This is a genomic window from Cohnella xylanilytica (assembly GCF_014212175.1).
GTDB classification, from domain to species: domain Bacteria; phylum Bacillota; class Bacilli; order Paenibacillales; family Paenibacillaceae; genus Cohnella; species Cohnella xylanilytica.
In genome coordinates, this window is record NZ_JACJVR010000119.1 from 33,865 (window position 1) to 56,690 (window position 22,826).

Consider the following 22,826-nt stretch of genomic DNA (forward strand, 5'->3'; position numbering starts at 1 on the left):
GCGGAGCCGGGAGGATACTTGCGGATTTTCCTGGACGAAGGGCCGCTCCTCGTACCCTTGCTGTCGGAAGCCGCCATTCGCGGGACGCTGCCCGGCTACGTAGCGAAGCTGATGGCTTCCCGCGAATCGGAGCGGAAGGGGAATTCCCGTCCGTCCGCAGCCGTGTCCGGCTCCGGTTCCCTTCATGCCGCGGCATCCGGCCTGATGGTCGAACCCTTGACGCCGCGCGAGCTCGAGGTGCTTCGGCTGAGCGCCCAGGGACTCTCGAATCGGGAGATCGGAGAGAGACTCTTCCTCGCCTTGGACACCGTCAAAGGGCACAACCGGAGAATCTACGGCAAGCTGCAGGTGAAGCGCCGCACGGAAGCGATCGCCCTCGCCCGCAAGCTCGGCTTCATCGAATAGGCGCCCGGCCGCGCGAATGCGCAATGACACCGTCTCCGACACTTAAGTGTCTATCCGGTTCGATCCGCCGCAGCTATACTGCGAAGTATATAACGGATCAATCAGAAGGAGACGAGACATGAATTCGATGACGGGCAATGCAAGAGCGGCGGGGGCTTTGTTCCTCCTGTCGACGGCTTCCTATTTGATCGGAAGCGGGCTGTTAACCTCCATCCTGAACCGGCCGGAGTTCCCGGTCCTCGCGGATTCGGACCGTATGCAAGCGATGGCCGGCTTGTTCCTCGAGTTCGTCAATGCCGCGGCCGTGATCGGGATCGCGATCTTCCTGTACCCGGTTCTGAAGAAGCATCGCGAGTCGATCGCCATCGGCTACTTGAGCTCGAGAATCGTGGAAGCCGCTCTTCTCCTGGCCAGCATGATCGGCCCGCTCGCGCTGCTCGGGCTCGGCGAAGAGGGGATAGCCGGAGGGGATTCTTCCTTAAGGACGATAGGGAGCCTGGCGATTGAGGGCAAAGAAATGGCATTCCAGCTCGCCATGCTGGTCCTCGGTCTGGGCAGCCTGCTCATGTGCTTCTCGTTCTATCGAACGAAGCGAATCCCGAGAAGCTTGTCGCTGTTGGGCATCATCGGCTATGTTGCGCTGCTGGCCAGCAGCTGCTTGACGATGGCCGGAGCCGACCCCGGAATGCTTCTGTTCATCCCGGGGGGATTGTTCGAGTTGGCGCTGCCGATCTGGCTGATCGTCAAGGGAGCCGACGGATCGGGGCGAACGCCCGGCTAAACAAGCCGCTCGGATTCGTTCCTCCGGTAGTATAGGCCGATCGCGCCGTTGCCGTAGGTCTTGCTGCTCGCTAACCGCAAGGCGTGCGTATGGTCGAGCCCATCGAACAATCGCTCGCCTTGAGCGGCGATCGCGGGATGCACGAACATCCAGAGATCGTCATAAAGGCCGTGGCGGAGGAAAAACCGCCAGGTCTGCAAGCCGCTCTCGACGGAGACGGTTCCGACGGCGTTCTTCAAGGCTTGGATCTGTCGGATCAACGAATCGTCGTCCTCGAACCGGAGCTGCTCCGAATTTCTCCAGACGAGGTCTTGGGGCGATCGGGACAGGACGAGCTTCGGAATGTCGTTGATCTTCCTCGCGATCTCGCGCTCGATGCCGGACGCGGACGATCGTTCCGCGTTCTGCCAATACCCCGCCAGTTCCGCATAGGTACGGCTTCCGACGACGATCCGATCGACCCCGTCGTAATAGCCCAGATACTCCCCCAGAATCTCGTCGCTCATTGTCATCCAACGTTCCTCTCCGGTGACGATGCCGTCCAGCGACGCGTGCATCGTCAATACCGCTTTTCCCATAAGTCAGCGCTCCTTCTCTCTTCGGTTCACAGTCCGTTGTACGCTCGAACGAGCGGATCGATCTCGATCTTCGTCATCCGATCGATCGCTTCCATCGCCCTGCGCGATTTGTCGGGATCGGGGTCGTTCACCATCTCCCAAGCGATCCGCGGGGCGATCTGCCAGTAGACGCCGAACTTGTCCTTCAACCAGCCGCACGTCTCCCTAGTCCCGCCCTCCGAGAGCTTGTCCCACAATTCGTCGATCTCCTCCTGGTTCTCGCAGCTGACGTACAGCGAGAGGCCGTCGCCGAACCGGAAGGAGGGACCGCCGTTCACGGCGATGATCTCCTGGCCGTTCAGATGGAACCGGATCGTCCGGACGGAGCCGGGCGGCCCCATTCCGCCATCGCCATAACGAGTGACATTCAGGACGGCCGAATGGCGGAAGGCGGACACGTAGAAGCCGACCGCTTCCTCGGCTTGATGATCGAAGCACAGATGCGGGGTGATCTTGGGCATGTATACGTCCACGTTCATCCTCCTTTCTTACTTTGATAATGAAAGTAATATGTCCATAAGCAATATACCAAATTTTACTTTGATCATCAAATCGAGATTTGATATGATTTTCTCATGAAAAGAGAAGAGAACAAGTCCCGTTGTCCCATTAATTTCACGGTAGAGATCATCGGCGACACCTGGTCGCTGCTCATCGTGCGCGATATGGCCGCCCTCGGCAAAAAAACGTTCGGAGAATTTCTGGATTCGAAGGAGCGGATCGGGACGAGCGTGCTCACGGACAGGCTCGCCCACTTGGAGAGGAAGGGAATCATCGCCAAGCGGCCCGATCCTTCCGACAAGAGAAAGTTCGTTTACTCTCTAACGGATAAAGGCATCGAGCTGATTCCCGTCGTTTACGAGATCGCGATGTGGGGGACGCGGAACAGCCCCGATCCGGATGCGCCGGACGTCTGGTTCGAAGCGTTGAAGCGCGACAGGGAGGAAGTCGTCCGGCTCTGGATCGAGGCCGTGAAGGCGGGCAGCTCCTTTTTTAACGGGCCCGACAGCGTCATCGCGCGGTTGAATTTATAGACGCTGCGGCTTGGCAGCTCATTCGGACCAGATCGTTTTGGCCGTTCGCGCATCCCCGGATACGAGCCGGATCTCGCGCAGGCCGTCGTACTTATTCGGGATGGCGGCCTCGATGTCTCCTTGGCTTGGCGTGCTCGGATAAATCCTCGCTTTGATTCGCACCGATAGAATCCCATTCTTGTACTCCGTACGATAGCCGACGTAATGCCGGCCCGAGTCCGTAATTTGACCCTTGATCGCGATCACCCCGCTCGTCACGTCGACTTCCCGCACGGCCGCGTATTCCGGATCCAACGTTTGTCCTCTAACGACAACCGCCGCTCCGACGAAGATCGCGATAACGATGAGCAGCGACCCGGTTAACCAAATTCTTTTCAAGATGAACCCTCACCTTCCATGCTTTTTATTCCGCTTGTTGCGGGCCCAAGCTGGCTCATCACGTCCAACAATCCGCTCCTTCCCTTATCGCTCAAAGTTTATGAAAAGTTCAGAATTGCACTAGAGTTCATTCATCAATTCAACGCCGAAATGTCAGAACCCTCCTGTAACGTATTCAAAGAGGTTGACTCGAAAGCATGAATCAGGAGGGATACGATGAGCGGAAGGCCATTGTTGGAGACGCGGGAACTGACGAAGCGATTCGGCGAGAGAACGGCGGTGGACGGCGTCGGCATCCGGGTGGAGGAGGGCGACATCTACGGCTTCCTCGGATCGAACGGATCCGGCAAGACGACGGTCATCCGGCTGGCGACGGGACTGATGCATCCCGATTCGGGCGAGGTTCGGATCGCCGGACACAACTTGAAGACGGAGTTTAAGCAGGCGATCGGCCACGTCGGGGCCATCGTCGAGAATCCGGCGTTCTACCCGCATCTCTCGGCGTTCGACAATTTGAAGCTGATGGCGAACTTGATTCCCGGCGCCGGGAGACGGAGCGTGCAGCAAGCTCTGGAGACCGTCGGCTTGCAGGAGCGGGCCGGAGACAAGGTTCGCAGCTTCTCGCTTGGCATGAGACAGCGTCTTGGCCTGGCGGGCGCGCTGCTTCATCGTCCGAAGCTGGTCATTCTGGACGAACCGACGAACGGGCTCGATCCGCAAGGGATGAGGGAGATCAAGGAGCTCATCGTTCGGCTGCGGGACGAGGGGATGACGTTTATGCTGTCCAGCCATTTGTTGCACGAAGTCGAGCAGCTATGCACCCGGGTGGGCGTCGTTCATCGGGGGAAGCTGCTGATGGAGGGGAAGGTCGAGGATCTGCTGAGATCCTCCGAAGCTCGGTCGCTCGAGGCGTTGTTCTTCGAGACCGTCGGAAGCGGGGCGGCCGTCCGATGAATCGGAAGCTGGTCGCCAACGAGCTGTTCAAGGCGTTTCGTCTCAAGAAGTTTTACCTGTTCATGATCCTCATCGGCATCGTGGAAGTCTCGAACGTTCTTCAGTACAAGGCGAAGGGGCCGGAGCATATCTTCCTGTACCCGAACGGCCAGTCGCTTGCGATCCAGATGGTCGGCGGGCTGCCGCAGATCATGGTCGTGTTCCTCGCGATCTTCGTCGCCGACATGATGGCGGACGAGCTCCGGCACGGTACGGTGAAGCTGACCTTGCTGCGCCAAGTCGGCCGCCGGGAACTGCTCCATGCGAAAATCGTTTCTATGTTCTTTTTCGCGGCCGCCATGCTCCTTTACACCATCGTCTCGTCTTACGTCGTCGGAACCGCGGCGTTCGGCTGGGGGGATCGGACGGTGTTCGAGGGGACGAGCTTCCCGCCTGCGGCCGGCGTTTACATGACCCTTCAATCGGCCCTGCTCTCGTTGCTGCCCTATTTGGGCTTCGGCCTGCTGGTCCTGTATATCGCGATCGTCACGGCTAATATGGGGATTACGATCGGCGTCGCCTTGGGGCTAATGATTATCGAACCGATCTTCCAGCATTCGGACGCGCTGGTGAACTATTCGATCATCTCGCAGATTTACTTTTTCCATCTTCAATTCTGGAAGGACTTCTCGCCGGGGAAAATGATCCTGTCCATAGCCGTCATCTGCGCCTATGCCGCCGTCTTCTATCTGGGCAGCGTCTCCGCCTTCCGCCGGAAAGATATCGCCTCTTGACGAATTCGGGGATCCCGCCTCGGTCATGGTCCGATAATGGTATGATAGAGGCGAAGACTCTAGGATCGGAGGCGCGTATCCGTGCGAGGCTGTAAAATTCTGATCGCGGAAGACGAACGGGAGATCGCCGACTTGCTTCGGGATTACTTGGAGGACCATCAATTCGAGGCCCTCGTGAGCGAAGACGGCGAGGAGGCGCTTCGGATGTTCAGGGAACGGAATCCTCAGCTGGCCATCTTGGACGTCATGCTGCCTAAGCTCGACGGCATGGAAGTGTGCCGGGCGATCCGCTCCGAATCTTCCATCCCGATCATCATGCTCAGCGCCCGCAAGGGAGAGACGGACAAAATTGTCGGGCTCGGCCTCGGGGCGGACGACTACGTCGTCAAACCGTTCAGCCCCGCCGAGGTCGTCGCCCGGGTCAAAGCCCAGCTGCGAAGGGCTCATCAGTTGTCGTCCCCGCCCGGAACCCCGGACGTTCTGAAGTTCCGCGACCTGGAGCTGCATCCGCTGTCGTACGAAGCGAGACGCGGCAACCGGCCGATCAAGCTGGCGGCCAAAGAATTCGAGGTGCTTCGGTTCATGGCTCTCCATCCCCGCCAAGTGTTGACGCGCGAGCAGATCTTCGAGCAGGTGTGGGGATACGACGAGTACGGCGACCTGAACACGGTAACCGTTCATATCAAGAGACTTCGGGAGAAGCTCGAAGACGATCCTTCCGACCCCGTCTATATTCGGACGGTGTGGGGAGTCGGCTACAAATTCGAAGGAGGACTCCCATGAAGCTGCGGATCGGGCTGCGCGCCAAGCTGACGGCGGCTTTGACGTCCGTTATTTTGCTCCCGACGATCCTGTTGACGGCGGGAGGGATGGCCGGAGGCCGCAGCCCGAACGGCCTTCATTCCCCTGGCGCAAGCGGGAATCCGCCGCTCGCGCTGGTCTTTGCCCTTCTGCTCTTGCTAGCCTTCGCCGTATGCGCCGTCTTGCTCCTGAGGATCGTCTCCCGGAGCATCCTGGCGCCGCTGAAGCAATTGAGCCTAGCGGCGGAACGGATCGAACAAGGCGACTTCGGGCACGCGGTCGGATACGAACGAAGCGACGAGATGGGGCGGTTCTGCGCGGCGTTCGACGCGATGAGGCTCCGGCTGAAGCAGTTGCAGGAGGCGCAAGCCGCCGAAGAAGAAGCGCGCAGCCAGTTGATCGCCAACATCTCGCACGACTTGCGGACCCCGATCACTTCGATCAAGGGGTACGTGGAAGGGCTGCAGGAAGGCGTCGCGCGCGATCCGGAGCGCTTCGAACGGTACCTGGCGGTCATTCGGGACAAGACCGTCCAACTGGACAGGCGAATCGAGGAGCTGTTCCAGCTCTCCCAGTTGGAGTCCGGGCGATCGGAGATGGAGTTCGCGCGGCAGAACAGCAGGGAGCTGCTGGAATCCGTCGTGGCTCCCATCGAGCGGGAATTCCAGGACGGTCCGACGACGCTTCGGGTCGGAACGCCGTTCCCGTCCAGAACCGTGCTGGCGGACCGCGACCGGATCGAGCAGGTCTTCGACAATCTGATCGCCAATGCGCGCAAGTATGCGGGGGAGAACGGAGTCGTCGCGATTCTCGCGGAGGAGGGGGATGGCGAGATCCGATTGGCGGTCAAGGATAACGGGCCGGGCATAGACGAAGCGGATCTGCCGCATCTGTTCGAGCGGTTCTACCGCGGGGAGAAGTCGCGTTCCAGAGACTACGGCGGCGCCGGACTGGGACTCGCCATTTGCCGGAGGATCGTCGAGCGCCATGGGGGACGGATCTGGATCGAGAACGAAGCGGGCGGCGGAACGGCGGTTTATTTCACGCTGCCGACGGCGGATACGCGACATTCCGCCGCGATGCAATCCCTGTAAGGAGAGGAGCCGTGCCAAGGTGTTTCGTTACTACTTAATAGCCGCCTGCGTGTTTATTGCGGACCATGCGGCCAAGCGGCTTGTGTCGACATATATGAAAATCGGCCAAGAAGTCCCTCTGATCCCTGGAGTTCTCGGACTCGCATCCGTTCGGAACAGCGGGGCCGCTTTTGGCCTATTGCAAGGACAGCTGCTGTTTTTTATCGTCGCGACGACCGTTGTCCTTGCCGGAATGATTTGCTATTTGCCCCAAGCGCGCCTAGAGGGCAAGAGGATGTCCTATGGCTTGGCTCTAATAATGGGCGGAGCGCTGGGCAATTTTATCGATCGCATCTTCAAAGGAGAGGTCGTGGACATGATTCAAGTTCATTTTCTCGACTTCCCCGTATTTAATATAGCGGATTCGTTCTTATGCCTAGGGGTCGTTCTTGTCATGATTCATCACTTGAAAGGGGCGCGCGCGCCGAACAATCGCTAACGGACGCCGCGGCCGCCATGTCCGATACTCCCTGATCTGTCGCACCCTTGCCCATGACGCAAATTGACAGAGTCTAGATGTGATGATACGATTAGTATCGATTATATAGTTTTTGAGACGTATGGTATCGAAACGAGAGAGATAACAGAGAGAAAAGAGACGGATAGGAGGATGGTGCAGGTTGAGCACCCGGTATGAGGAATTGGATTCCATACGAGGTCTAGCCGCCTTGGTCGTCGTATTTTGTCACTTGTTCGCCGTTACGGACATGTATGCGTGGGCGAACTTCGTCAAGAATACGCCGTTCTTCATGAGCCATCAAGCGGTGATGATGTTCTTCGTCCTAAGCGGCTTCGTCCTGTCGCTGCCGTTCCTTCAAGGCAAATCGCAGAGTTACGGCAGTTACGCGGTCCGAAGGATTTGCCGAATCTATATCCCTTATCTCGTCACGCTGCTATTGGCGATCCTGATGAGAGAGCTGTTCTCTCAAGGCGGCATCGCCGGGCTCACGGACTGGTTTAACCGGCTGTGGGTCGCGCCGCTCAGCTGGGAGCTCGTCGCGCAGCATGTTCTGTTCATCGGAGGCTACGATACGGATGCCTTCAACCCCGTCATCTGGTCGCTCGTGCACGAGATGAGAATCTCCCTGATTTTCCCGCTGCTGATGCTCCTGGTTGTCCGATACGATTGGAAAATAGCCCTGTCCGCCGGATTCGCCTTGTCCTGCGTCGGATCGCTTCTGCATATGAAGTTCGCCATGGGCCAAATCGACATGAATTACTTCATGAGCGTCCATTACGCGTTTATGTTTATCATCGGAGCCTGTCTCGCGAAGCACAGAGACCGCCTGATCGGACTGTACCGGAACTCCCGGAGCGTCCATAAGCTTATCGTCCTCGCGATCGGAGCCGCGTGCTACACCTATTCGCTATGGTTCCTGCCGAATGTAGAAGCGCTGCATGTTCGGACTCTCGAAGAATGGATGGCTTGCATCGGGGTCTCCGTCTTTATTATCGCGGCGCTGGGGTCCTCCCGGATCTCTTCGGTCCTCCGGATCGGAGCGATCTCCTGGATCGGCCGGATCTCCTACAGTCTGTACCTCGTCCATTTTACCGTCCTATTCGCGCTTATGTACGCCCTGTACGGAGTCGTTCCCGTCTGGTCGATCTGGCTCGTAACCCTTGTCGTCTCGATCGCCGCGGCGTCGTTGTCCTATCTCTGGATCGAAGTCCCGTCCATCCGACTCGGCAGGTCCTTGACGCGCCCGAGAATCGCTGCGAGTCCCGAGCGCCCCAAGTTGACGCCCTGAAGCCTTAACGATACCCTTGAACGTCGGCCGGACGTCCCGCGTCCGTCACCTCGACGAGATAACGCCAGCAATCCGGCCTGGAGCCGTCGACGTCCGTGAAGCCGTAGACCTGCGCGAGCCCGCCGCTCGAGAGGGATTGCCCGCTCCAGCGGGCGGCGTCGGGATCCCGGGCCAGGGCGGCGACGGCCCGTCCTACGAAGCGCGGCGATTCCGATATTAGAAAATGAGGCTCCGCCGCCGCGGCGTCCCGCCAATTTTCCTCCGCGACTCCAAAATGCTCGAGCATGATCTCCGAACGCATCCAGCCCGGCGTGAGCGCTACCGCGGTACAGCCGTACGGCCGCAACTCGTGGGCCAGCGCCCAGGCCATGCGAATGACCGAATTTTTGGCCTGATCGTAGAACAGGGACAGCCGGTAGTTGGCCTGATTGTATTCGGCCGTCCCGTCCGTCATCTCGACGACCAATCCCCCTTTATTGCGAATGAGAAGGGGAAGCAGGCAGTGGCTCGTCACGAGGTGAGTATCGACAGCGAGCCTTAGCATGCGCAGTCCCTTCTCGAGCGAATGCTCCCATACGGGCACGTTCCATTCGACCAAATTCTCGGAGCCCCAAATATCGTTCACCAGAATGTCCAGCCGTCCCTGCTCCCGCTCGATTCGATCGGCCAACTCCTTGACCTGGGCGGGATCGAGATGATCCGTCCGAACGGGGATTCCGACCCCGCCCGCCCGGGCGACGAGCTCGGCCGTCTCCTCGATCGTCTCCGGCCTGTCGTATTCGGACCGCCCCTCCCGCGTCGATCTTCCCGTTACGTACACGGTCGCGCCGGCTGCCCCAAGCTCCGTCGCGATGCCTCGCCCCGCGCCTCTCGTCGCTCCCGCCACCACGGCGATCTTCCCTTGCAAATCCGTCATTCGAATGCCTCCTCAGCTGGAATATAGACTTATTGTAGACGAATAATCCGGACATCTATTGACCTGTATGAATCTCGCGAGAAAAACCGGAGACGACGAACCGGCCGCGAAGCTTCGGAGACGCCATCCTTGGCGAACAAGCCTGATAAAATCGGTGCGACAGTCGGATAAAATCCGATATGTACAAAATGGAAGAAGACGATTATGATCTATAAATGATAATAATTATCAATCTCAACAATGGATTCAGCAATGGCACGGACGAGGATAGGGAGGCGGGCCGGGCTTCGGAACGGATGCGGACCTGGATATCGCCTTGCGGATAGCGGCGCGTTGCTGGAAGAGGGAGGACTTCCGATGAAGTGGGCAAGAGGGTTGTTCGTTTTGGTTCTGGCAGGGGCGTTGGCCGGGTGCGGCGCGGGTTCCGGCAATTCGGAGCCGTCCGGCGCTTCGGAAGCGGCCGGGAGCCCGGAGGCGAGCGGCGGGCAGGCTTCGTCGGCCGCGGCGCAGGAATCGGGCGAGAAGAGAACGATCGAGCACGCCATGGGAAGCGTCACGCTGGAGAAGCCGCCGGAGCGCATCGTACTTCTGTTCAACGGGGCGGTCGACAACGCCGTCGCTCTCGGGGTCAAGCCGGCGGGCGCGGTCGAATCGTGGGAAGAGAAGCCCTGGTACGAGTTCCTCCGCGACAAGATGGAGGGCGTCGTCAATCTCGGGGAGGAGACGCAGCCGAACATCGAAGCGATCGTCTCGCTGAAGCCCGACCTCATTATCGGCGCCAAGTCTCGCCACGAGAAGATCTATCCCCAGCTGTCCGAGATCGCCCCGACGCTGATGACCGAGAACGTGTTCGATTGGAAAAGCAATCTGAAGCTCGGCGCCCAAGCGATGTACAAAGAGAAGGAAGCGGAGCAGCTTCTGCAAGAGTGGGACCGGAAGGTCGCCGAGTTCAAGGAGAAGACGGGGAGCGCCCTGGGCTCGAAGGAAGTGTCGCTCATCCGGTTCGAGAGCGACGGAAGCGCCCGGATTTACATAACCGGCTTCGCCGGCACGATCTTCCAGGAGCTCGGTCTCGCCCGGCCGAAGTCCCAGCAGGTCGAAGGCAAGACGGTGATCAACCTGACCTCCAAGGAGCAGATGGAGCAGCTCGACGGCGACTACATCTTCGACATCACCCGGTTTACGGAAGGGGACGAGAGCCGGCAGCAGACGAAGGATGCCTGGACGACCCATCCGCTGTGGAACAGCTTGAAGGGCGTCAAGGCCGGCCATTATTACCCGGTGGACGTCGTCACTTGGAACTTGAGCGCCGGAATACTGGCCGCCCAGCACCTGCTCGACGATCTGTCCAAGATGGTCGGATCCGAGTGACGGAGCCGGAGACGAATGACGCGGAAGGATTCGAATCGCCGGAGAGCGGCGATGCTGGCGGCTTGCTGCCTCGCGCTGCTGCTCGGCATGGTCGCCAGCGTGCTGTTCGGCGCGACGCGGTACGGCTGGTCCGTCGCCTGGGACGCCGCGTTCCGCTATGACGAGAACGCGGTCCAGCAGATGATTGTCCGCACGACCCGGATGCCGCGGGCCTTCATGGCGGCCTCGATCGGAGCGAGCCTCGCGATCGCCGGCGCGCTGATGCAGACGCTGACCCGCAACCCGCTCGCCTCGCCCGGCGTGCTGGGCATCAACAGCGGCGCGAGCTTCGTCGTCGTGACGGCGACGCTGCTGTTCTCGGTCGCCTCCATGCAGGCTCTGGCATGGCTCGCCTTCGCGGGAGCGGCCGCGGCCGCGGGGGCCGTATACCTGCTCAGCTCGCTCGGCCGGGAGGCGATGACGCCGATGAAGATCGTGCTGGCGGGCTCGGCGTTGACCGCGCTGTTCTCCTCCTTCACCCAGGCGATTCTGGTGCTGAACCAGCAAGGCTTGAACAGCGTGCTGTATTGGCTGACGGGAACGATCGCAGGACGGTCGACGGACATGCTGCGGACCGTCCTGCCTTACATGGCGGCCTGCTGGATCGGGGCCTGGCTGATCTCGCGGGATCTGAACGTCCTCTTGATGGGAGAAGACGCCTCGAAGGGCTTGGGGCAGAGAACGGCATGGCTGAAGACGATCGCCGGTCTCATCGTCGTCGTCCTGGCGGGAGGAGCCATATCCGTGGCCGGGCCGATCGGCTTCATCGGCGTCGTCGTTCCCCACCTCGCCCGCCATCTCTCCGGGCACGACCACCGTTGGCTGATCCCGTTCAGCGGCGTGCTCGGAGCGCTGCTGCTCGTGGCGGCCGACTTGGCCGCCCGCTTCATCCTGATTCCGGAAGAAGTGCCGGTCGGCGTCATGACCGCTCTGGTAGGGGTCCCCTTCTTCTTCTATTTGGCCAGAAGGAGGGCGGGTTCCGCATGATTCGGAATCGATACGGAATCCGGGCCGGAACCCGGGGACGTCCGGAGCGAAGCGAGGCCACGCGGCGGAGGAGAAGAAGATCGGCCGCCGCGATCGGCTCGCTGCTCGCGCTATGCTTCGCCGGCGCGATCTTCAGCACCGGGCTGGGCGATATGTATATCCCTCCCGGCAAGGCGCTGCTCGCCGTATTCGGCGCCGGAAGCGAAGACTACGTCCTGGTCGTCCAGAAGCTGCGGCTGCCGAGAGTGCTGATCGCCCTGCTGGTCGGCGCCGCCCTGGCCGCTGCAGGAGCCCTGCTTCAGGGCGTCATCCGCAATCCGCTCGCTTCCCCGGACACGATCGGCATTACGGGCGGAGCTTCGGCGGCGGCGGTGTTCTTCCTGGCGTACCTGGCGGAACGGATCGGCATCCGTTGGCTTCCCGTCTTCGCGATAGCGGGCGCCGCGCTTGCCTCGGCCGCGCTGTACGCGCTGGCCTGGAGGAAGGGGACGTCGCCGGTCCGGCTCGTCCTCATCGGAGTCGGGATGGCCTCCTTGACATCGGCGGCTACGACGATGCTGATCGTGTTCCATCCGAGAAGCGACCCCGGCATGGCCTATACGTGGCTGACCGGATCGATCTACGCGGCGAACTGGGAGAACGTGCTGACCCTTCTGCCGTGGGCGGCCGTTCTGCTGCCCCTCGCGAGCCTGCTCTCCCGGCACGTCAACGTGCTGCAGCTGGGAGACGAAGTCGCGACGGGGACCGGCAGCGCGGTCGAGAGGAATCGCCTTCTGCTGCTGGCGATCGGCGTCGCTCTGGCCGCGGCCGCCATCTCGGCAGCGGGCGGCATCGGGTTCGTCGGCCTGCTCGCTCCGCACATGGCGCGCAAGCTTGTCGGCCCGGGCTTCGGTCCGCTGCTGCCCGTCTCCGCGCTGCTGGGCGCCCTCATCGTGCTGCTCGCGGATTTGGCCGGAAGGACGCTGTTCCTTCCGTACGACGTTCCGGTAGGCGTATTCACCGCATCCGTCGGCGCGCCGTTCTTCATCTATCTGCTGTTCGCGAAGCGGAATTCCGCCTAGCGCAGGACTAAGACTCGGGAGGAAGATGGTAAATGAATCGATTGCGAGCCGACTCCGACACGCCGGTCGCGGATCTGATCCGGGAGCGCAGGACGGTCCGGCTGTTCAAGAACGACGAGGTGCCCCGGTCGCTGCTGCTGGAGCTGTTGAACGTGGCCGTATGGGCTCCGAATCACGAGTTCCGGGAGCCATGGCGATTCATCCTGTTCCAGGGAGAGGCGAGGCGGACGTTCGCCGAGGCGATGATCCGCACGTATTCGTCCGAGGAGAGGGAGAAGTACGGCAAGAACAAGAAGGCGTACCTGGAATCGGTGCCGGCCCACCTCATCGTCGTCTTGAAGGAGGATCCGCGCCCGAAGGCGTGGGAGGAGGATTACGCGGCCGTATGCAGCTTGATTCAGAACTTCCAGCTGGCGGCCTGGGAGCGGGGGCTCGGCGTCGTATGGAAGACGAACCATTACGGCTACGATCCGAAGTTCCGCGAGACGGCGGGCGTCGGGCCGGGAGAGAAGATCGTCGGGGTGCTGCACGTCGGCTACCCGGCCGTCATCCCGCCCGCGCGTCCCCGCACGCCGGCCGAGGAGCTGCTGACCGTGTTCCCGGAACGCCCTTCGCTTGAAGAGTAAATAGACTTCTGCCGAAGCCGGCGGCGTCCCGAAGGACGATCCGTCCGGCTTCTTCGGACATCGGAAGCCGCGGTGGCGGCCAACTTAGCTTATTCGGGAAGGAGAATGGTTAATGGAGCCCCGAGTCGTTCCTTCGTATCCGCTGTTCCTGCTGACCTCCGTTCGCAAGCTTGTCTACCGCCGGCATGACCGGCCGATCCGGCTGCGAATTCCCGGCGACGCGCTCGTCTTGGTCGCTACGGGCGAAGGAATCCTTCGCCTGGAGGACGGCAAGGCCGCGTCGCTGAAGCCCGGCCGCGTGCTGCCGCTCGGCCCCCAAGCCGAGGCCGAGCTTCTTCCGGAGCCCGGATCTGGACCGCTCGGCGGCTACGTTCTCTCGTTCGCCGGCCTATCCGTCGGCAGACCGCGCGGAAGCTGGACCTGCTCTCCCGTCGAGGCGGATCGTTCGCGGCTGCCCGCCGGCGCCTTGAATCTCCGGTCGCTCAAGTCGGCCTCGGCCCGGGCGGAGGAGCTGCGCCTGCTGCTTCGGCGTCATCCCGAACGGCTGCATGAAGCGCAGGTCGGCTTTTACGCCCTTCTTCAGCACTTGAAGGAGGAGCTGTCGGGGCGGGAGGAGGACGACGACGGGATCGGACGGACCATCGCGTACATGCACGGGCACTTCCGGCAGAAGGTGAAGCTAGGCGCCCTGTCCGAGATCGCGGGCTTGACTCCGACCTCGTACTCGAGAAGCTTCAAGAAGGCGAAGGGAATGCCTCCGATGGAATATTTGAACCGCATTCGGATCCAACGGGCGAAGCAGCTTCTCGGCGAGGGAAGCTCCATCAAGGAAGCGTCCGAATCGGCGGGCTTCGGCAACGAATATTATTTCAGCCGGATGTTCAAGCGGGAGGTCGGCATTCCTCCGACGGTCTACGTGAAGCGAAGAGAGCTCCGGGTCGCGGCGGCCTCCTGCTTCGGCTACGCGGACTGCCTTCGTTCGCTGGGCGTGGAGCCGGCGGCTTCGATGAACGGCGGGCGTCACGTGGATCAAGACGAAGAGGAGCATCGGCAGTCGGTCGAGAGCGAGCTGGAGAAGATGGCCGCGGCCCGTCCGGATCTCATTCTCTGCGACAGCCGGCATCGTCCGTTCCGCGAGCGGTTGAAGCGAATCGCGCCTACCGTCGAACTCGAATTCACGGTCGATTGGAGAAGGACGCACCGGACGATCGCCGAGCTCGTGTCGAGGGAGAAGGAGGCTTCGATCAACTTCCGGCAGATCGACCGGATGATCGAGCGGACGAGGCGGGCGCTTCAGGCGTCCGACGCCCGCCCGCCGTCCTTCGCCTTCCTTCGTCTGTTCCGCCGGACCGTCAGGGTGCAGGGGACCGGCCTGCATCCGATGAATTCGCTGCTGTACGCCGAGCTGGGACTGGTCCCTGGCAGCAGCGTTCCGCTGAACGTTCCCTATCGGGAATACGACCTTCGGCAAGTCCCCTACTTCGACGCGGATTACTTGTACTGCTACGACGACCCGCACTCCGGCGCCGACGGCGATCGGGAGGCGGCGAGGCCGGGAAGCGCGGCGGCAGTCGCAGGCCGAGACGATCGGCGAGAGACTCGCCGGGACGTCCGCGCCGACGGCCGCATCGTCGAAGCGTCGAACTGGATCGGCATGAGCTGGTCGCCGCTCGGGCAGCGCAAGATCATGGAGGAGCTGCTTCGCTCCTCCTCCGGCTCCCGCGACATAGGGATGGAGGACGCGGCAATAAGGATCGGTACGCGATAGGAGACGGAACCCTGCGGGGTTCCGTCTCTGCGTGTTTATTCCCGCGTCGAGGATACCCGGAAATGGGCCCGAACGCTAAGGGGATTCAGGATACGCTATTTCGTCCCCCTCCTGAATGGAAAAAAAGGGTTGAAAATATATATCGATTCGACCTATAATATGTATCGAAACGACATATATCCTTCGGGGAATCGAGGTTCGGAATTTGTACGAATTGTTCGTGCTGGGAGAACTGATGACGGGCGAGAAGCACGGCTACATGCTGCAGGACGTTCTGAAGAACGCGGTCGGGCAGGGGAGGAAGATCAGCTCGGGGACGCTGTACCCGCTTCTGTCTCGCATGGTGGAGGGCGGGTGGATCCGGCTGCGCGAAGAAGAAGAGACGGCGGGGGGGCGAACGAAGAAGATTTACGAGATCACCCCTTCGGGAGAGGAACGCTTCCAGCGATTGATGGCGGAGCCGTTCGATCCGGTCTACGACGCGGACACCCAGAATACGCTTCGGTTTAAGATGGTCTACTTTCGATACGTGCCCAAGGAGGTGCGTCTGGCCTGCCTGGATCAATATTTGCGCCTGCTCGAGCAGAGCCTGGCGCACGTGGCCCGGTTCGAGGCGTATCTGCTCGCCGAGCGGCCGGAGCCCGAGAAGCAGCGCGTTCAGCTGCTGCGCACGTTCGACCACCGCAAGAGGCTGGGAGAGGTCGAAGCCGAGTGGATCCGGGAAGAGATCGAGCGAGTGAGAGAGCAGCAGGATTAAGCCGGGATAGAACATCGATTAGAGGGAGATTAGGGAGGATCCAATGGAGAGACTGTGGACGAAGCCTTTCATCGTGATGACCGTGGCGATGCTGGTGCTGTTTACGGGGTTCTATCTGCTATTGCCCACGATGCCTCTGTATATCAAGAGCTTGGGAGGAACGGAGTCGCAGGTCGGGCTGGTGGCGGGGGTATTCACGTTGACGGCGGTCGTCTTCCGCCCGATCGTGGGAGGATTGCTGGACCGCTATGGAAGAAGGCCGTTCATGATCGCGGGACTTCTGCTGTTCGTCCTGTCGATGGGGCTCTACCCTTGGGCCAGCGCGTTCGCCCTGCTTCTCGCCCTCCGCGTGCTGCACGGCGCCAGCTGGGCTCTGTCGACGACCGCCGTCAGCACCTCGATTACGGATATGATCCCGGCTTCGCGGCGCGGCGAGGGCATGGGATGGTTCGGCATGGCGATGACGGTCGCCATGGGGATCGGGCCGACGGTCGGAGTATGGGCGCTTGACGGAGGGGAGTACACTCGCCTGTTCGGAATCGCGACGGGACTCTCCGCGGTCGCGTTCCTGCTCGCTATGACCGCCCGGATTCCGAAGCACCCGAGATCGTCATCGAGGAGAATCGTCCTGTTCGAGCGATCCGTCCTGCCGCTCACCGCGGCGCTCTTCTTCCTGTCCGTCGCTTACGGCGGAATTACGACGTTCCTGCCGCTGTTCGGGGAGTCGATCCGGGTGAACTCGGGCACCTTCTTCCTGGTGTACGCTCTCGCGCTGACGCTGGCCAGGCCGGTCGCGGGCAAGCTGTCCGACCGGTACGGCGAGGCCGTCGTCATCGTTCCCGGCTTGGCGATCACCGTGCTGTCGCTCGCGGTTCTCAGCTTCTCGACGAATCTGGCCGGCGTCGTCATCGCCGCGGTTCTGTACGGCATCGGCTTCGGATCCGCGCAGCCGGCGCTTCAAGCGGCGAATCTGAGGCTGGCCCCGCCGGATCGCCGAGGGGTCGCCAGCGCTTCGTTCATGACGGCGTTCGATCTCGGCATCGGGCTCGGTTCGATCGTTCTCGGCTGGGTGTCCCAATATACCGGCTACGAGACGCTGTTCCTCGTCTGCGCGGGCTCCGTGCTCGTATCCGCTGCGATCTTCGTCTCGCTGGTTCGGGGGAGGCTGGCGAAGCGGCGGGAGATAGCCGCCTGACGGGTTCCGCTGCTCGAAGATCCGGCTCATACGCTACTCGGCATCGGCGCCAGCCCCGGGCTCGATCCCGGACTCGGGCACCGCGTCGTACTTGTTCATCTCGAGCGACACTTTATGCCCGTTCTCCAGGCAGATATCCATGAAGCCGATCATCTTGTCCTTCTCCGTCTCGACGTCGAAGATGAACTCGGGCTCCTCGGTTAAGCCGAGCATGATTCTCATCCGGTAATACATCGCTTCTGGCTCGATGCTCAAGCGGAGACCTCCTGTCGGTCCTGATGTTCCAATTATCTCCAACCTCGGGCCTCTCAATGAGGGATCGGAGCGAACTTGCGCAAGCACGTACGGGAATCGCGGTTCGATTGACGGATTCCTGTCCTTGCCATATACTTTTCTCGATAATTCACTTACAGATAATGCGTTAGTTATGAAAAGTATATAAGGAGGCAGTCTCATGAGCCAGAAGCCATTGCTAGTTATCGTAGGAGCGGGACCGGGAGTGGCGGCCGGAGTCGCCCGCAAATTCGGCAGCGAAGGATTTCGCATCGTTCTCGTCGCGAGAACGGAGCGGACGCTGAACGGCGGTCTCGAAGAGCTTCGCGGGAGGAACGTCGAAGCGTACGGGGAGACCGCGGACGCTGCCGATCCGGACTCGCTGGTCCGAGCCTTCGAACGCATCCGCGCGCAATACGGAGACGCGGACGTACTCGTGTACAATGTCGCGAATATCGTCCGGGGGAATGCCCTGGAGTTAAGCGAGGAGCAGCTTCTCCAGGATCTCAGAGGGAACGCCGTCGGCGCGTTGACGAGCGCGAAGCAGGTCGTTCCGGCCATGATCGGGCGGAAGTCGGGCGCTCTGTTTTTCACGGGAGGCACGATCTCTCTTCGCCCGAATCCGGAATACGCGTCCTTGTCGATAGGCAAGGCGGCGATTCGTTCGCTCGCCCTGTCGCTGGCGGAGACGTTGTCCCCTCACGGCATCTACGTCGGGCAGGTTCTCATCGGGGGCCATGTCCGCAAGGGCACGTATTACGATCCGGATCGGATCGCGGAGGTGTTCTGGGACTTGTATGTCCGGAAGGACCGGCAGGAAGCCGTCTATCAACAATAAGGCCGGCTCGTCCCGGCGCGGGCTTCGCCCGGCACGCTAAGCCGCGGGAATCCATCCCGAGAGCAGCGCTCCGCCTTCCGGATGGTTGCCCGCGGCCAGCTCTCCCCCGTGTCGCCGGACGATCCGGCGCGAGATCGTCAGCCCCAGCCCGGCCCCGCCCGTGGACCGGTTCCTCGATTCTTCTCCCCGATACAACGGTTCGAACGCCCGATGCAGCTCCTCCGGACCGAAGCCGGGCCCCGAATCCCGGATCGCGAAGTGGATCTCGTCCCCTTGCTTGCGGCATTGAACGACGATCGAGCCGCCCGCCGGCGCGTGCCTGGCGGCGTTATCGAGCAGATTGCCGACGGCGCGCTCCAGCAGGTGGGAGTCCCCGCGAACGGCGCACTCCTCCTCGGCCAGCGCCGAGATGACGGAGATCCGCTTCTCCCCGGCCAGCGGGCCGAGCCCCTCGATCGCCTTCCTCAGAACGAGCCGAAGATCGACCCGGCTGTCGGCCGTCTCCGTCTCCGAATATTCCAGCTTGGCGAAAGCGAACAGATCCTCGACCAGCCGGTCCAATTGGGCCGACTTCTCCTTGCATACCGCCACGTACTTCGCCATCTGTTCCGGCGATTGGGCGATGCCTTGCTCCAGCCCGTCCAGATAGCCCCGCAACGCGAACAGCGGCGTCCGCAGATCATGGGCGACGGCGGCGATGACGAACCGCCGCTCTTCTTCCAATTCCGCCTGCTTCCGATGGGAGCTCCGAAGCCCGTTCACCATCGCGTCGAAGCCGTCGCGCACGTCGGCGATCTCCGCGATCCGCGTGTCGGGCAGCCGGACGTCCCAATCGTCCTCGCCGATCCGGCGGGCCGCCAGGCCGAGCTTCTCGAGGGGCGTGAGTAGCTGCTTGCGCATCCCGAGGCCGATAAGGAAGAAGGCGGCGAGGAGCCCGGCGACCGCCGCCAGAATCTGAAGCCGGCTCAGAGGCTCGTTATCGCCGAACTCGAGAGATCCGGATTCGGCGAGGCGCGCGGCGATCAGGAACAGCCACGGCAGCATGAACAGGACGTACAAGCCGATTAGGGCGTACGTGCGAATGCGTAATTTTCTCATCTTAACCTCCCTCGAAGCGGTAACCGACTCCCCAGACATTGACCAGGTACCGCGGATGCTCCGGATCGGCCTCGATCTTGTCGCGAAGCCGGCCGAGATGGACGCGGATCGTATGCTTGTCGCCGATTCCGTCCCAGAACCGGTCCAGCAGCTGCTCGTAAGTGAACACGTACCGGGGATGCTCCGCGAACCATCGAAGCAATTCGTACTCCTTCGGGGTCAGCGAGACGCTTGTCCCTTCTACGAACACTTCCCTTGCGGAGAGATCCAGCTTGAGACGGCCGTACTCCAACACCTTGTGCGCGGCCTCCGTCCGGGAAGCGGTCCGCCGGAGCACCGCCTTCACCCGGGCGACGATCTCGCCCGGCGAAGCGGTCTTGACGATGTAATCGTCGCCGCCGAGCGTCAGCCCCCGGATCTTGTCCACGTCGTCTCCGCGGGCGCTCAAGAACAGAATCGGCACGTCGCTCTCCGCGCGGATTTGCCGGCACAGCTCGAAGCCGTTCTGGCCGGGCATCATGACGTCGAGAACGATGCAGTGGACCGGCTGCCGCCGGAATTCGGCCAGCGCGGCGGCGGCGTCATGGGCGGTAAGCACGTTAAAGCGGTCGTTCTCCAGGAAGTCCCTTAACAGATCGACGATGCTCGGATCGTCGTCCACGACGAGCACCGTATTGGCTTCATTCACGATAATCCCACCTTTGCCTCCAGTTTATCACGAGATCGGCTTCCGCGAACGGAACGATCCGTTTCGTGACGGGTCGTTTATTGTTTTGTGACCTTTCGGCCCCTACGTTCGGGATGTTCGGTTGTTAGGATAAGAGAGCAAGCGCGGACGGCGTTCCCCGGAACGTCGCGCGGCAGCGCGCGGCAGTCAGAATCGACAGGAGGTTTCCTTATGTTGAACGTGCAAATCGTGCTTTTCGACGGCTTCGATCTGCTGGACGCCCTCGCGCCTTACGAGGTGTTCAGCGCGGCCGCGGCCTATTCGGATCATGCCATAACCGTGGAGCTCGTCACCGCCGAAGGACCGAGATCCGTGCCGAGCGGAGTGGGCGGGCTGCGCATCGAAGCGAGCGGCCGGCTCGAGCCGGAACGCGGAGGCATCCTTCTCGTGCCCGGCGCCGCCGGCGACGCCTATGGCCAAGGGCCCGATTCCGTCCCGGCGATTCTCGGACGGGCCATGATCACGGAATTGACCGGGCGGATGAGGCAGGCCATGGAACGCCCGGACGTCGTGGTCGCCACGGTGTGCGGAGGCTCCTTGCTGCTGGCGATGGGCGGGCTGCTGGAAGGCCGGCATGCGGTCACCCATCATCTGGGCATGGGAGTGTTCGGAGCGACCGGCGCCATTCCCGTCCCGGCGCGCGTCGTGGATGACGGCGATCTGGTAAGCGGAGGCGGGGTCACTTCGGGCTTCGACGTCGCCTTGTACTTGGTGGAACGCGAGTTGGGGCCGCGGATCGCGCACGAGGTCGAGAGGTTGTTCGAATACGAGCGGCGGGGGACGGCGTGGCGGGCGCAAGGGATGGCCCCGATCGTCGGCAAGCCTCCGGCGGACGAAGAACCGGCGCGCGAAGCCGGCTCGGCGGAAGCGGCGAGCGCCGTTCCGACGATGTCCGTTCCGACGAGCTCCGGCGGACAAGCGTCCGTCTTCGACGGAGAGTGGGACGCGTCGATCGCGACTCCGGTCGGGAAGCTGGAGGTCAGGTTCTCCATCTCGACCCGGAACGGCCAGATCGAGGGCACGGCCTCGCAAGGAGGGGAGACGGTCGAGCTGCAGAACCCCGTTCTGGCCGGCGGCAACCTCCTATGGACGATGCGGGTCTCGAAGCCGATGCGCCTGAACCTGAAGTTCGAGGTCGCCGTCGACGGAGACCGGATGATCGGCATCGCCAAAGCCGGCATTCTGCCGGCATCCAAATTAACGGGCCATAGAGTGTCCTGAATTGCGGACGGCGGCATCTGTGCGACTGGATTATGCGAAAAAGGGGAGTCCCATGAAGAAGCGTACCTTGTGGTTCGGGCTGTTGGCCTGCGTCAGCCTTGCATTTATCGTTTACGCCTTGGCGAAAAATTACCTGATCGAACCCGGAGCCGAGAGCTTCCTCAGCCATAAAACCGATCTGAAGCGCGAGCTCAACCTCCCGGTCTGGCTGAACGTGATGTACGTTCACGTCGCCTTCGCCTGCGTCGCCATGGCGGCCGGGCTAATCAACTTCTCCAACCGGATCTTCGCGAAGAGCCGCAAGTTCCATCGGGCGAACGGCTACGTCTATCTTCTGTCCGTTCTTATCGTCGTGCTGACTTCCGGCTACATGGCGCCCTATGCCACCGGAGGCAAAATCGCGAGCATGGGGTTCAACGCGCTGAATTTGATCTGGCTGTTCGTCACCGTCATGGCGCTCGTCCAGATCAAGAGGAAGAGAATCGTCCGTCACCGGAACTGGATGATCCGGAGCTACGCCTTCTGCTTCACGAACATGACGATTCATCTCCTGACTTCGCTTATGCACGACGGGTTCGGACTCGACTACGCGTCCGGCTACACGATCGGAGTGTACGGCTCCATCGCGCTGCTGCTGGCGATTCCGAACGTCGTCATCCGCCTGATCGGTCCGGGAAGCGAGGCCGTTCAAGCATAATTCGATCGAGATTAGGAAAAAGGCGGGGAAAACCGTGTCGGCATATACGATCGTTCCGACGATCAGCACTTGCTTTATCGTTATAAGCGCCGTATTCGTGGCGATCGGATGGAGACTGGCCGTCAAGCGGAGGCTGGAAGCGCACAAGAAGGCGATGTTGGCCGGAGCGGTATTCGCGGCTTTGTTCTTTATCGTGTACGTGTCGCGCACTCTGTTCGTCGGCAACACGGAATGGGGCGGTCCCGACAGCCTCAAGCCGTATTATATGGGATTTCTTCTCTTCCATATCGTCCTGGCGACGGTCGCGGGGGCGTTCGGCCTCACGACGCTTGTTCTCGGCTTCCGGGAACGTTATGCCAGGCATCGGGTATGGGGGCGCGTAACCTCGGTCCTCTGGCTCATTACCGCGGTTACGGGCGTGGCGGTCTACGTCTTGTTGTACGCGCTGTACCCGGGCGGCCATACGAAGCCGGTGTTCGATGTCATTTTCGGCTGGTGAGGGATGGCGGGGACGGCGGAAGCGGCAGCAGGAGAACCTTCGAATAGGCAAGGCAGAGCGGAAGAACCCCGGATAAGCGAGAGCTTAGGTCCGGGGTTGTTTTTTCTACGGCGTGCCCAGAGGCACGCA

The 22,826-nt window shown here is 61.5% G+C and carries 27 protein-coding genes; 20 read left to right on the forward strand and 7 right to left on the reverse strand.

Going from position 1 to position 22,826, the window contains the following annotated elements; translation table 11 throughout:
• The first annotated feature begins 204 nt into the window (after nucleotides 1-204).
• Together H7B90_RS33815 and H7B90_RS28020 are read left to right on the forward strand one after the other, a co-directional pair.
• On the forward strand, nucleotides 205-405 hold the full coding sequence (locus H7B90_RS33815) for a response regulator transcription factor (protein ID WP_446483099.1): 201 nt from the start codon (nucleotides 205-207) through the stop codon (nucleotides 403-405).
• 118 nt (nucleotides 406-523) lie between these two features.
• On the forward strand, nucleotides 524-1,186 hold the full coding sequence (locus tag H7B90_RS28020; protein ID WP_246578601.1) for a DUF4386 domain-containing protein: 663 nt from the start codon (nucleotides 524-526) through the stop codon (nucleotides 1,184-1,186).
• Here the strand turns inward: H7B90_RS28020 and H7B90_RS28025 are convergent.
• Nucleotides 1,183-1,764 (reverse strand): dihydrofolate reductase family protein, encoded by a 582-nt coding sequence (locus H7B90_RS28025; RefSeq protein ID WP_185139204.1) that lies wholly within the window; start codon nucleotides 1,762-1,764, stop codon nucleotides 1,183-1,185. The genes H7B90_RS28020 and H7B90_RS28025 overlap by 4 nt on opposite strands.
• Before the next feature lie 26 nt (nucleotides 1,765-1,790).
• Nucleotides 1,791-2,276 (reverse strand): VOC family protein, encoded by a 486-nt coding sequence (locus tag H7B90_RS28030; protein WP_311772825.1) that lies wholly within the window; start codon nucleotides 2,274-2,276, stop codon nucleotides 1,791-1,793.
• 102 nt (nucleotides 2,277-2,378) lie between these two features.
• On the opposite strand from H7B90_RS28030, the gene H7B90_RS28035 reads away from it, so the two are divergent.
• Nucleotides 2,379-2,837 (forward strand): winged helix-turn-helix transcriptional regulator, encoded by a 459-nt coding sequence (locus H7B90_RS28035; protein ID WP_185139205.1) that lies wholly within the window; start codon nucleotides 2,379-2,381, stop codon nucleotides 2,835-2,837.
• A gap of 18 nt (nucleotides 2,838-2,855) precedes the next feature.
• Here H7B90_RS28035 and H7B90_RS28040 read toward each other — a convergent pair whose 3' ends face one another.
• Nucleotides 2,856-3,215 (reverse strand): hypothetical protein, encoded by a 360-nt coding sequence (locus tag H7B90_RS28040; RefSeq protein ID WP_185139206.1) that lies wholly within the window; start codon nucleotides 3,213-3,215, stop codon nucleotides 2,856-2,858.
• A 216-nt stretch (nucleotides 3,216-3,431) separates the two neighbouring features.
• On the opposite strand from H7B90_RS28040, the gene H7B90_RS28045 reads away from it, so the two are divergent.
• The 6 genes from H7B90_RS28045 (at nucleotide 3,432) to H7B90_RS28070 (ending at nucleotide 8,624) form a co-directional block, all read left to right on the forward strand.
• Nucleotides 3,432-4,169, forward strand: a complete 738-nt coding sequence (locus H7B90_RS28045; protein ID WP_185139207.1) for an ABC transporter ATP-binding protein — start codon at nucleotides 3,432-3,434, stop codon at nucleotides 4,167-4,169.
• A complete protein-coding gene (locus tag H7B90_RS28050) occupies nucleotides 4,166-4,942 on the forward strand; it encodes an ABC transporter permease (RefSeq protein ID WP_185139208.1) in 777 nt (258 codons plus the stop codon). The genes H7B90_RS28045 and H7B90_RS28050 overlap by 4 nt, the downstream gene beginning before the upstream one ends.
• Before the next feature lie 81 nt (nucleotides 4,943-5,023).
• Nucleotides 5,024-5,725 carry a response regulator transcription factor gene (locus H7B90_RS28055; RefSeq protein ID WP_185139209.1) on the forward strand — a complete coding sequence of 234 codons (702 nt, stop codon included), beginning with the start codon at nucleotides 5,024-5,026 and terminating at the stop codon, nucleotides 5,723-5,725.
• Entirely contained in the window at nucleotides 5,722-6,837 is a 1,116-nt protein-coding gene (locus tag H7B90_RS28060) for a HAMP domain-containing sensor histidine kinase (RefSeq protein ID WP_185139210.1), read from the forward strand. The genes H7B90_RS28055 and H7B90_RS28060 overlap by 4 nt, the downstream gene beginning before the upstream one ends.
• Before the next feature lie 19 nt (nucleotides 6,838-6,856).
• Nucleotides 6,857-7,315 (forward strand): signal peptidase II, encoded by a 459-nt coding sequence (gene lspA / locus H7B90_RS28065; RefSeq protein ID WP_246578599.1) that lies wholly within the window; start codon nucleotides 6,857-6,859, stop codon nucleotides 7,313-7,315.
• A gap of 181 nt (nucleotides 7,316-7,496) precedes the next feature.
• A complete protein-coding gene (locus H7B90_RS28070; protein ID WP_185139212.1) occupies nucleotides 7,497-8,624 on the forward strand; it encodes an acyltransferase family protein in 1,128 nt (375 codons plus the stop codon).
• 4 nt (nucleotides 8,625-8,628) lie between these two features.
• Here H7B90_RS28070 and H7B90_RS28075 read toward each other — a convergent pair whose 3' ends face one another.
• Nucleotides 8,629-9,540 carry an SDR family oxidoreductase gene (locus H7B90_RS28075; protein ID WP_185139213.1) on the reverse strand — a complete coding sequence of 304 codons (912 nt, stop codon included), beginning with the start codon at nucleotides 9,538-9,540 and terminating at the stop codon, nucleotides 8,629-8,631.
• A gap of 357 nt (nucleotides 9,541-9,897) precedes the next feature.
• Here H7B90_RS28075 and H7B90_RS28080 point away from each other — a divergent pair, with 357 nt between their 5' ends.
• The 7 genes from H7B90_RS28080 (at nucleotide 9,898) to H7B90_RS28110 (ending at nucleotide 17,344) form a co-directional block, all read left to right on the forward strand.
• A complete protein-coding gene (locus tag H7B90_RS28080) occupies nucleotides 9,898-10,911 on the forward strand; it encodes an ABC transporter substrate-binding protein (protein ID WP_185139214.1) in 1,014 nt (337 codons plus the stop codon).
• Between the two features lie 15 nt (nucleotides 10,912-10,926).
• On the forward strand, nucleotides 10,927-11,937 hold the full coding sequence (locus tag H7B90_RS28085; RefSeq protein ID WP_185139215.1) for a FecCD family ABC transporter permease: 1,011 nt from the start codon (nucleotides 10,927-10,929) through the stop codon (nucleotides 11,935-11,937).
• A complete protein-coding gene (locus H7B90_RS28090) occupies nucleotides 11,934-12,998 on the forward strand; it encodes a FecCD family ABC transporter permease (RefSeq protein WP_185139216.1) in 1,065 nt (354 codons plus the stop codon). The genes H7B90_RS28085 and H7B90_RS28090 overlap by 4 nt, the downstream gene beginning before the upstream one ends.
• 32 nt (nucleotides 12,999-13,030) lie before the next feature.
• Nucleotides 13,031-13,624 carry a nitroreductase family protein gene (locus tag H7B90_RS28095; RefSeq protein WP_185139217.1) on the forward strand — a complete coding sequence of 198 codons (594 nt, stop codon included), beginning with the start codon at nucleotides 13,031-13,033 and terminating at the stop codon, nucleotides 13,622-13,624.
• A gap of 112 nt (nucleotides 13,625-13,736) precedes the next feature.
• Nucleotides 13,737-15,392 (forward strand): AraC family transcriptional regulator, encoded by a 1,656-nt coding sequence (locus H7B90_RS28100; RefSeq protein ID WP_185139218.1) that lies wholly within the window; start codon nucleotides 13,737-13,739, stop codon nucleotides 15,390-15,392.
• A 205-nt stretch (nucleotides 15,393-15,597) separates the two neighbouring features.
• Nucleotides 15,598-16,149 (forward strand): PadR family transcriptional regulator, encoded by a 552-nt coding sequence (locus H7B90_RS28105; RefSeq protein WP_185139219.1) that lies wholly within the window; start codon nucleotides 15,598-15,600, stop codon nucleotides 16,147-16,149.
• A 43-nt stretch (nucleotides 16,150-16,192) separates the two neighbouring features.
• Nucleotides 16,193-17,344 (forward strand): MFS transporter, encoded by a 1,152-nt coding sequence (locus H7B90_RS28110; RefSeq protein ID WP_185139220.1) that lies wholly within the window; start codon nucleotides 16,193-16,195, stop codon nucleotides 17,342-17,344.
• Between the two features lie 33 nt (nucleotides 17,345-17,377).
• On the opposite strand, the gene H7B90_RS28115 is transcribed toward H7B90_RS28110, so the two are convergent.
• The gene (locus H7B90_RS28115; protein ID WP_185139221.1) at nucleotides 17,378-17,599 is read right to left on the reverse strand and encodes a hypothetical protein; all 222 of its coding nucleotides are present in this window, start codon (nucleotides 17,597-17,599) and stop codon (nucleotides 17,378-17,380) included.
• Nucleotides 17,600-17,798: 199 nt separating this feature from the next.
• Here H7B90_RS28115 and H7B90_RS28120 point away from each other — a divergent pair, with 199 nt between their 5' ends.
• Nucleotides 17,799-18,455 carry an SDR family NAD(P)-dependent oxidoreductase gene (locus H7B90_RS28120; protein ID WP_185139222.1) on the forward strand — a complete coding sequence of 219 codons (657 nt, stop codon included), beginning with the start codon at nucleotides 17,799-17,801 and terminating at the stop codon, nucleotides 18,453-18,455.
• A 36-nt stretch (nucleotides 18,456-18,491) separates the two neighbouring features.
• Here H7B90_RS28120 and H7B90_RS28125 read toward each other — a convergent pair whose 3' ends face one another.
• Nucleotides 18,492-19,553: a sensor histidine kinase gene (locus H7B90_RS28125; protein WP_185139223.1), complete on the reverse strand. Its 1,062-nt coding sequence runs from the start codon at nucleotides 19,551-19,553 to the stop codon at nucleotides 18,492-18,494.
• 1 nt (nucleotide 19,554) lies between these two features.
• Nucleotides 19,555-20,241 (reverse strand): response regulator transcription factor, encoded by a 687-nt coding sequence (locus tag H7B90_RS28130; RefSeq protein WP_185139224.1) that lies wholly within the window; start codon nucleotides 20,239-20,241, stop codon nucleotides 19,555-19,557.
• A gap of 210 nt (nucleotides 20,242-20,451) precedes the next feature.
• Between H7B90_RS28130 and H7B90_RS28135 the strand changes: the two genes are divergently transcribed.
• The 3 genes from H7B90_RS28135 to H7B90_RS28145 are packed head-to-tail and all read left to right on the forward strand — an operon-like array spanning nucleotide 20,452 to nucleotide 22,697.
• A complete protein-coding gene (locus H7B90_RS28135; protein ID WP_185139225.1) occupies nucleotides 20,452-21,501 on the forward strand; it encodes a DJ-1/PfpI family protein in 1,050 nt (349 codons plus the stop codon).
• A 52-nt stretch (nucleotides 21,502-21,553) separates the two neighbouring features.
• The gene (locus H7B90_RS28140) at nucleotides 21,554-22,198 is read left to right on the forward strand and encodes a DUF2306 domain-containing protein (RefSeq protein ID WP_185139226.1); all 645 of its coding nucleotides are present in this window, start codon (nucleotides 21,554-21,556) and stop codon (nucleotides 22,196-22,198) included.
• Nucleotides 22,199-22,232: 34 nt separating this feature from the next.
• Entirely contained in the window at nucleotides 22,233-22,697 is a 465-nt protein-coding gene (locus tag H7B90_RS28145; RefSeq protein WP_185139227.1) for a DUF420 domain-containing protein, read from the forward strand.
• The last annotated feature ends 129 nt before the right edge of the window (nucleotides 22,698-22,826 follow it).

Excerpts from the sequence above, each read along its gene's own strand:
- H7B90_RS33815 (WP_446483099.1), top strand. The coding sequence starts at position 205 with ATGGTCGAACCCTTGACGCCGCGCGAGCTCGAGGTGCTTCGGCTGAGC.
- H7B90_RS28020 (WP_246578601.1), top strand. The coding sequence starts at position 524 with ATGAATTCGATGACGGGCAATGCAAGAGCGGCGGGGGCTTTGTTCCTC.
- H7B90_RS28025 (WP_185139204.1), bottom strand. The coding sequence starts at position 1,764 with ATGGGAAAAGCGGTATTGACGATGCACGCGTCGCTGGACGGCATCGTC.
- H7B90_RS28035 (WP_185139205.1), top strand. The coding sequence starts at position 2,379 with ATGAAAAGAGAAGAGAACAAGTCCCGTTGTCCCATTAATTTCACGGTA.
- H7B90_RS28045 (WP_185139207.1), top strand. The coding sequence starts at position 3,432 with ATGAGCGGAAGGCCATTGTTGGAGACGCGGGAACTGACGAAGCGATTC.
- H7B90_RS28050 (WP_185139208.1), top strand. The coding sequence starts at position 4,166 with ATGAATCGGAAGCTGGTCGCCAACGAGCTGTTCAAGGCGTTTCGTCTC.
- H7B90_RS28060 (WP_185139210.1), top strand. The coding sequence starts at position 5,722 with ATGAAGCTGCGGATCGGGCTGCGCGCCAAGCTGACGGCGGCTTTGACG.
- H7B90_RS28075 (WP_185139213.1), bottom strand. The coding sequence starts at position 9,540 with ATGACGGATTTGCAAGGGAAGATCGCCGTGGTGGCGGGAGCGACGAGA.
- H7B90_RS28080 (WP_185139214.1), top strand. The coding sequence starts at position 9,898 with ATGAAGTGGGCAAGAGGGTTGTTCGTTTTGGTTCTGGCAGGGGCGTTG.
- H7B90_RS28085 (WP_185139215.1), top strand. The coding sequence starts at position 10,927 with ATGACGCGGAAGGATTCGAATCGCCGGAGAGCGGCGATGCTGGCGGCT.
- H7B90_RS28090 (WP_185139216.1), top strand. The coding sequence starts at position 11,934 with ATGATTCGGAATCGATACGGAATCCGGGCCGGAACCCGGGGACGTCCG.
- H7B90_RS28095 (WP_185139217.1), top strand. The coding sequence starts at position 13,031 with ATGAATCGATTGCGAGCCGACTCCGACACGCCGGTCGCGGATCTGATC.
- H7B90_RS28100 (WP_185139218.1), top strand. The coding sequence starts at position 13,737 with ATGGAGCCCCGAGTCGTTCCTTCGTATCCGCTGTTCCTGCTGACCTCC.
- H7B90_RS28110 (WP_185139220.1), top strand. The coding sequence starts at position 16,193 with ATGGAGAGACTGTGGACGAAGCCTTTCATCGTGATGACCGTGGCGATG.
- H7B90_RS28120 (WP_185139222.1), top strand. The coding sequence starts at position 17,799 with ATGAGCCAGAAGCCATTGCTAGTTATCGTAGGAGCGGGACCGGGAGTG.
- H7B90_RS28125 (WP_185139223.1), bottom strand. The coding sequence starts at position 19,553 with ATGAGAAAATTACGCATTCGCACGTACGCCCTAATCGGCTTGTACGTC.
- H7B90_RS28135 (WP_185139225.1), top strand. The coding sequence starts at position 20,452 with ATGTTGAACGTGCAAATCGTGCTTTTCGACGGCTTCGATCTGCTGGAC.
- H7B90_RS28140 (WP_185139226.1), top strand. The coding sequence starts at position 21,554 with ATGAAGAAGCGTACCTTGTGGTTCGGGCTGTTGGCCTGCGTCAGCCTT.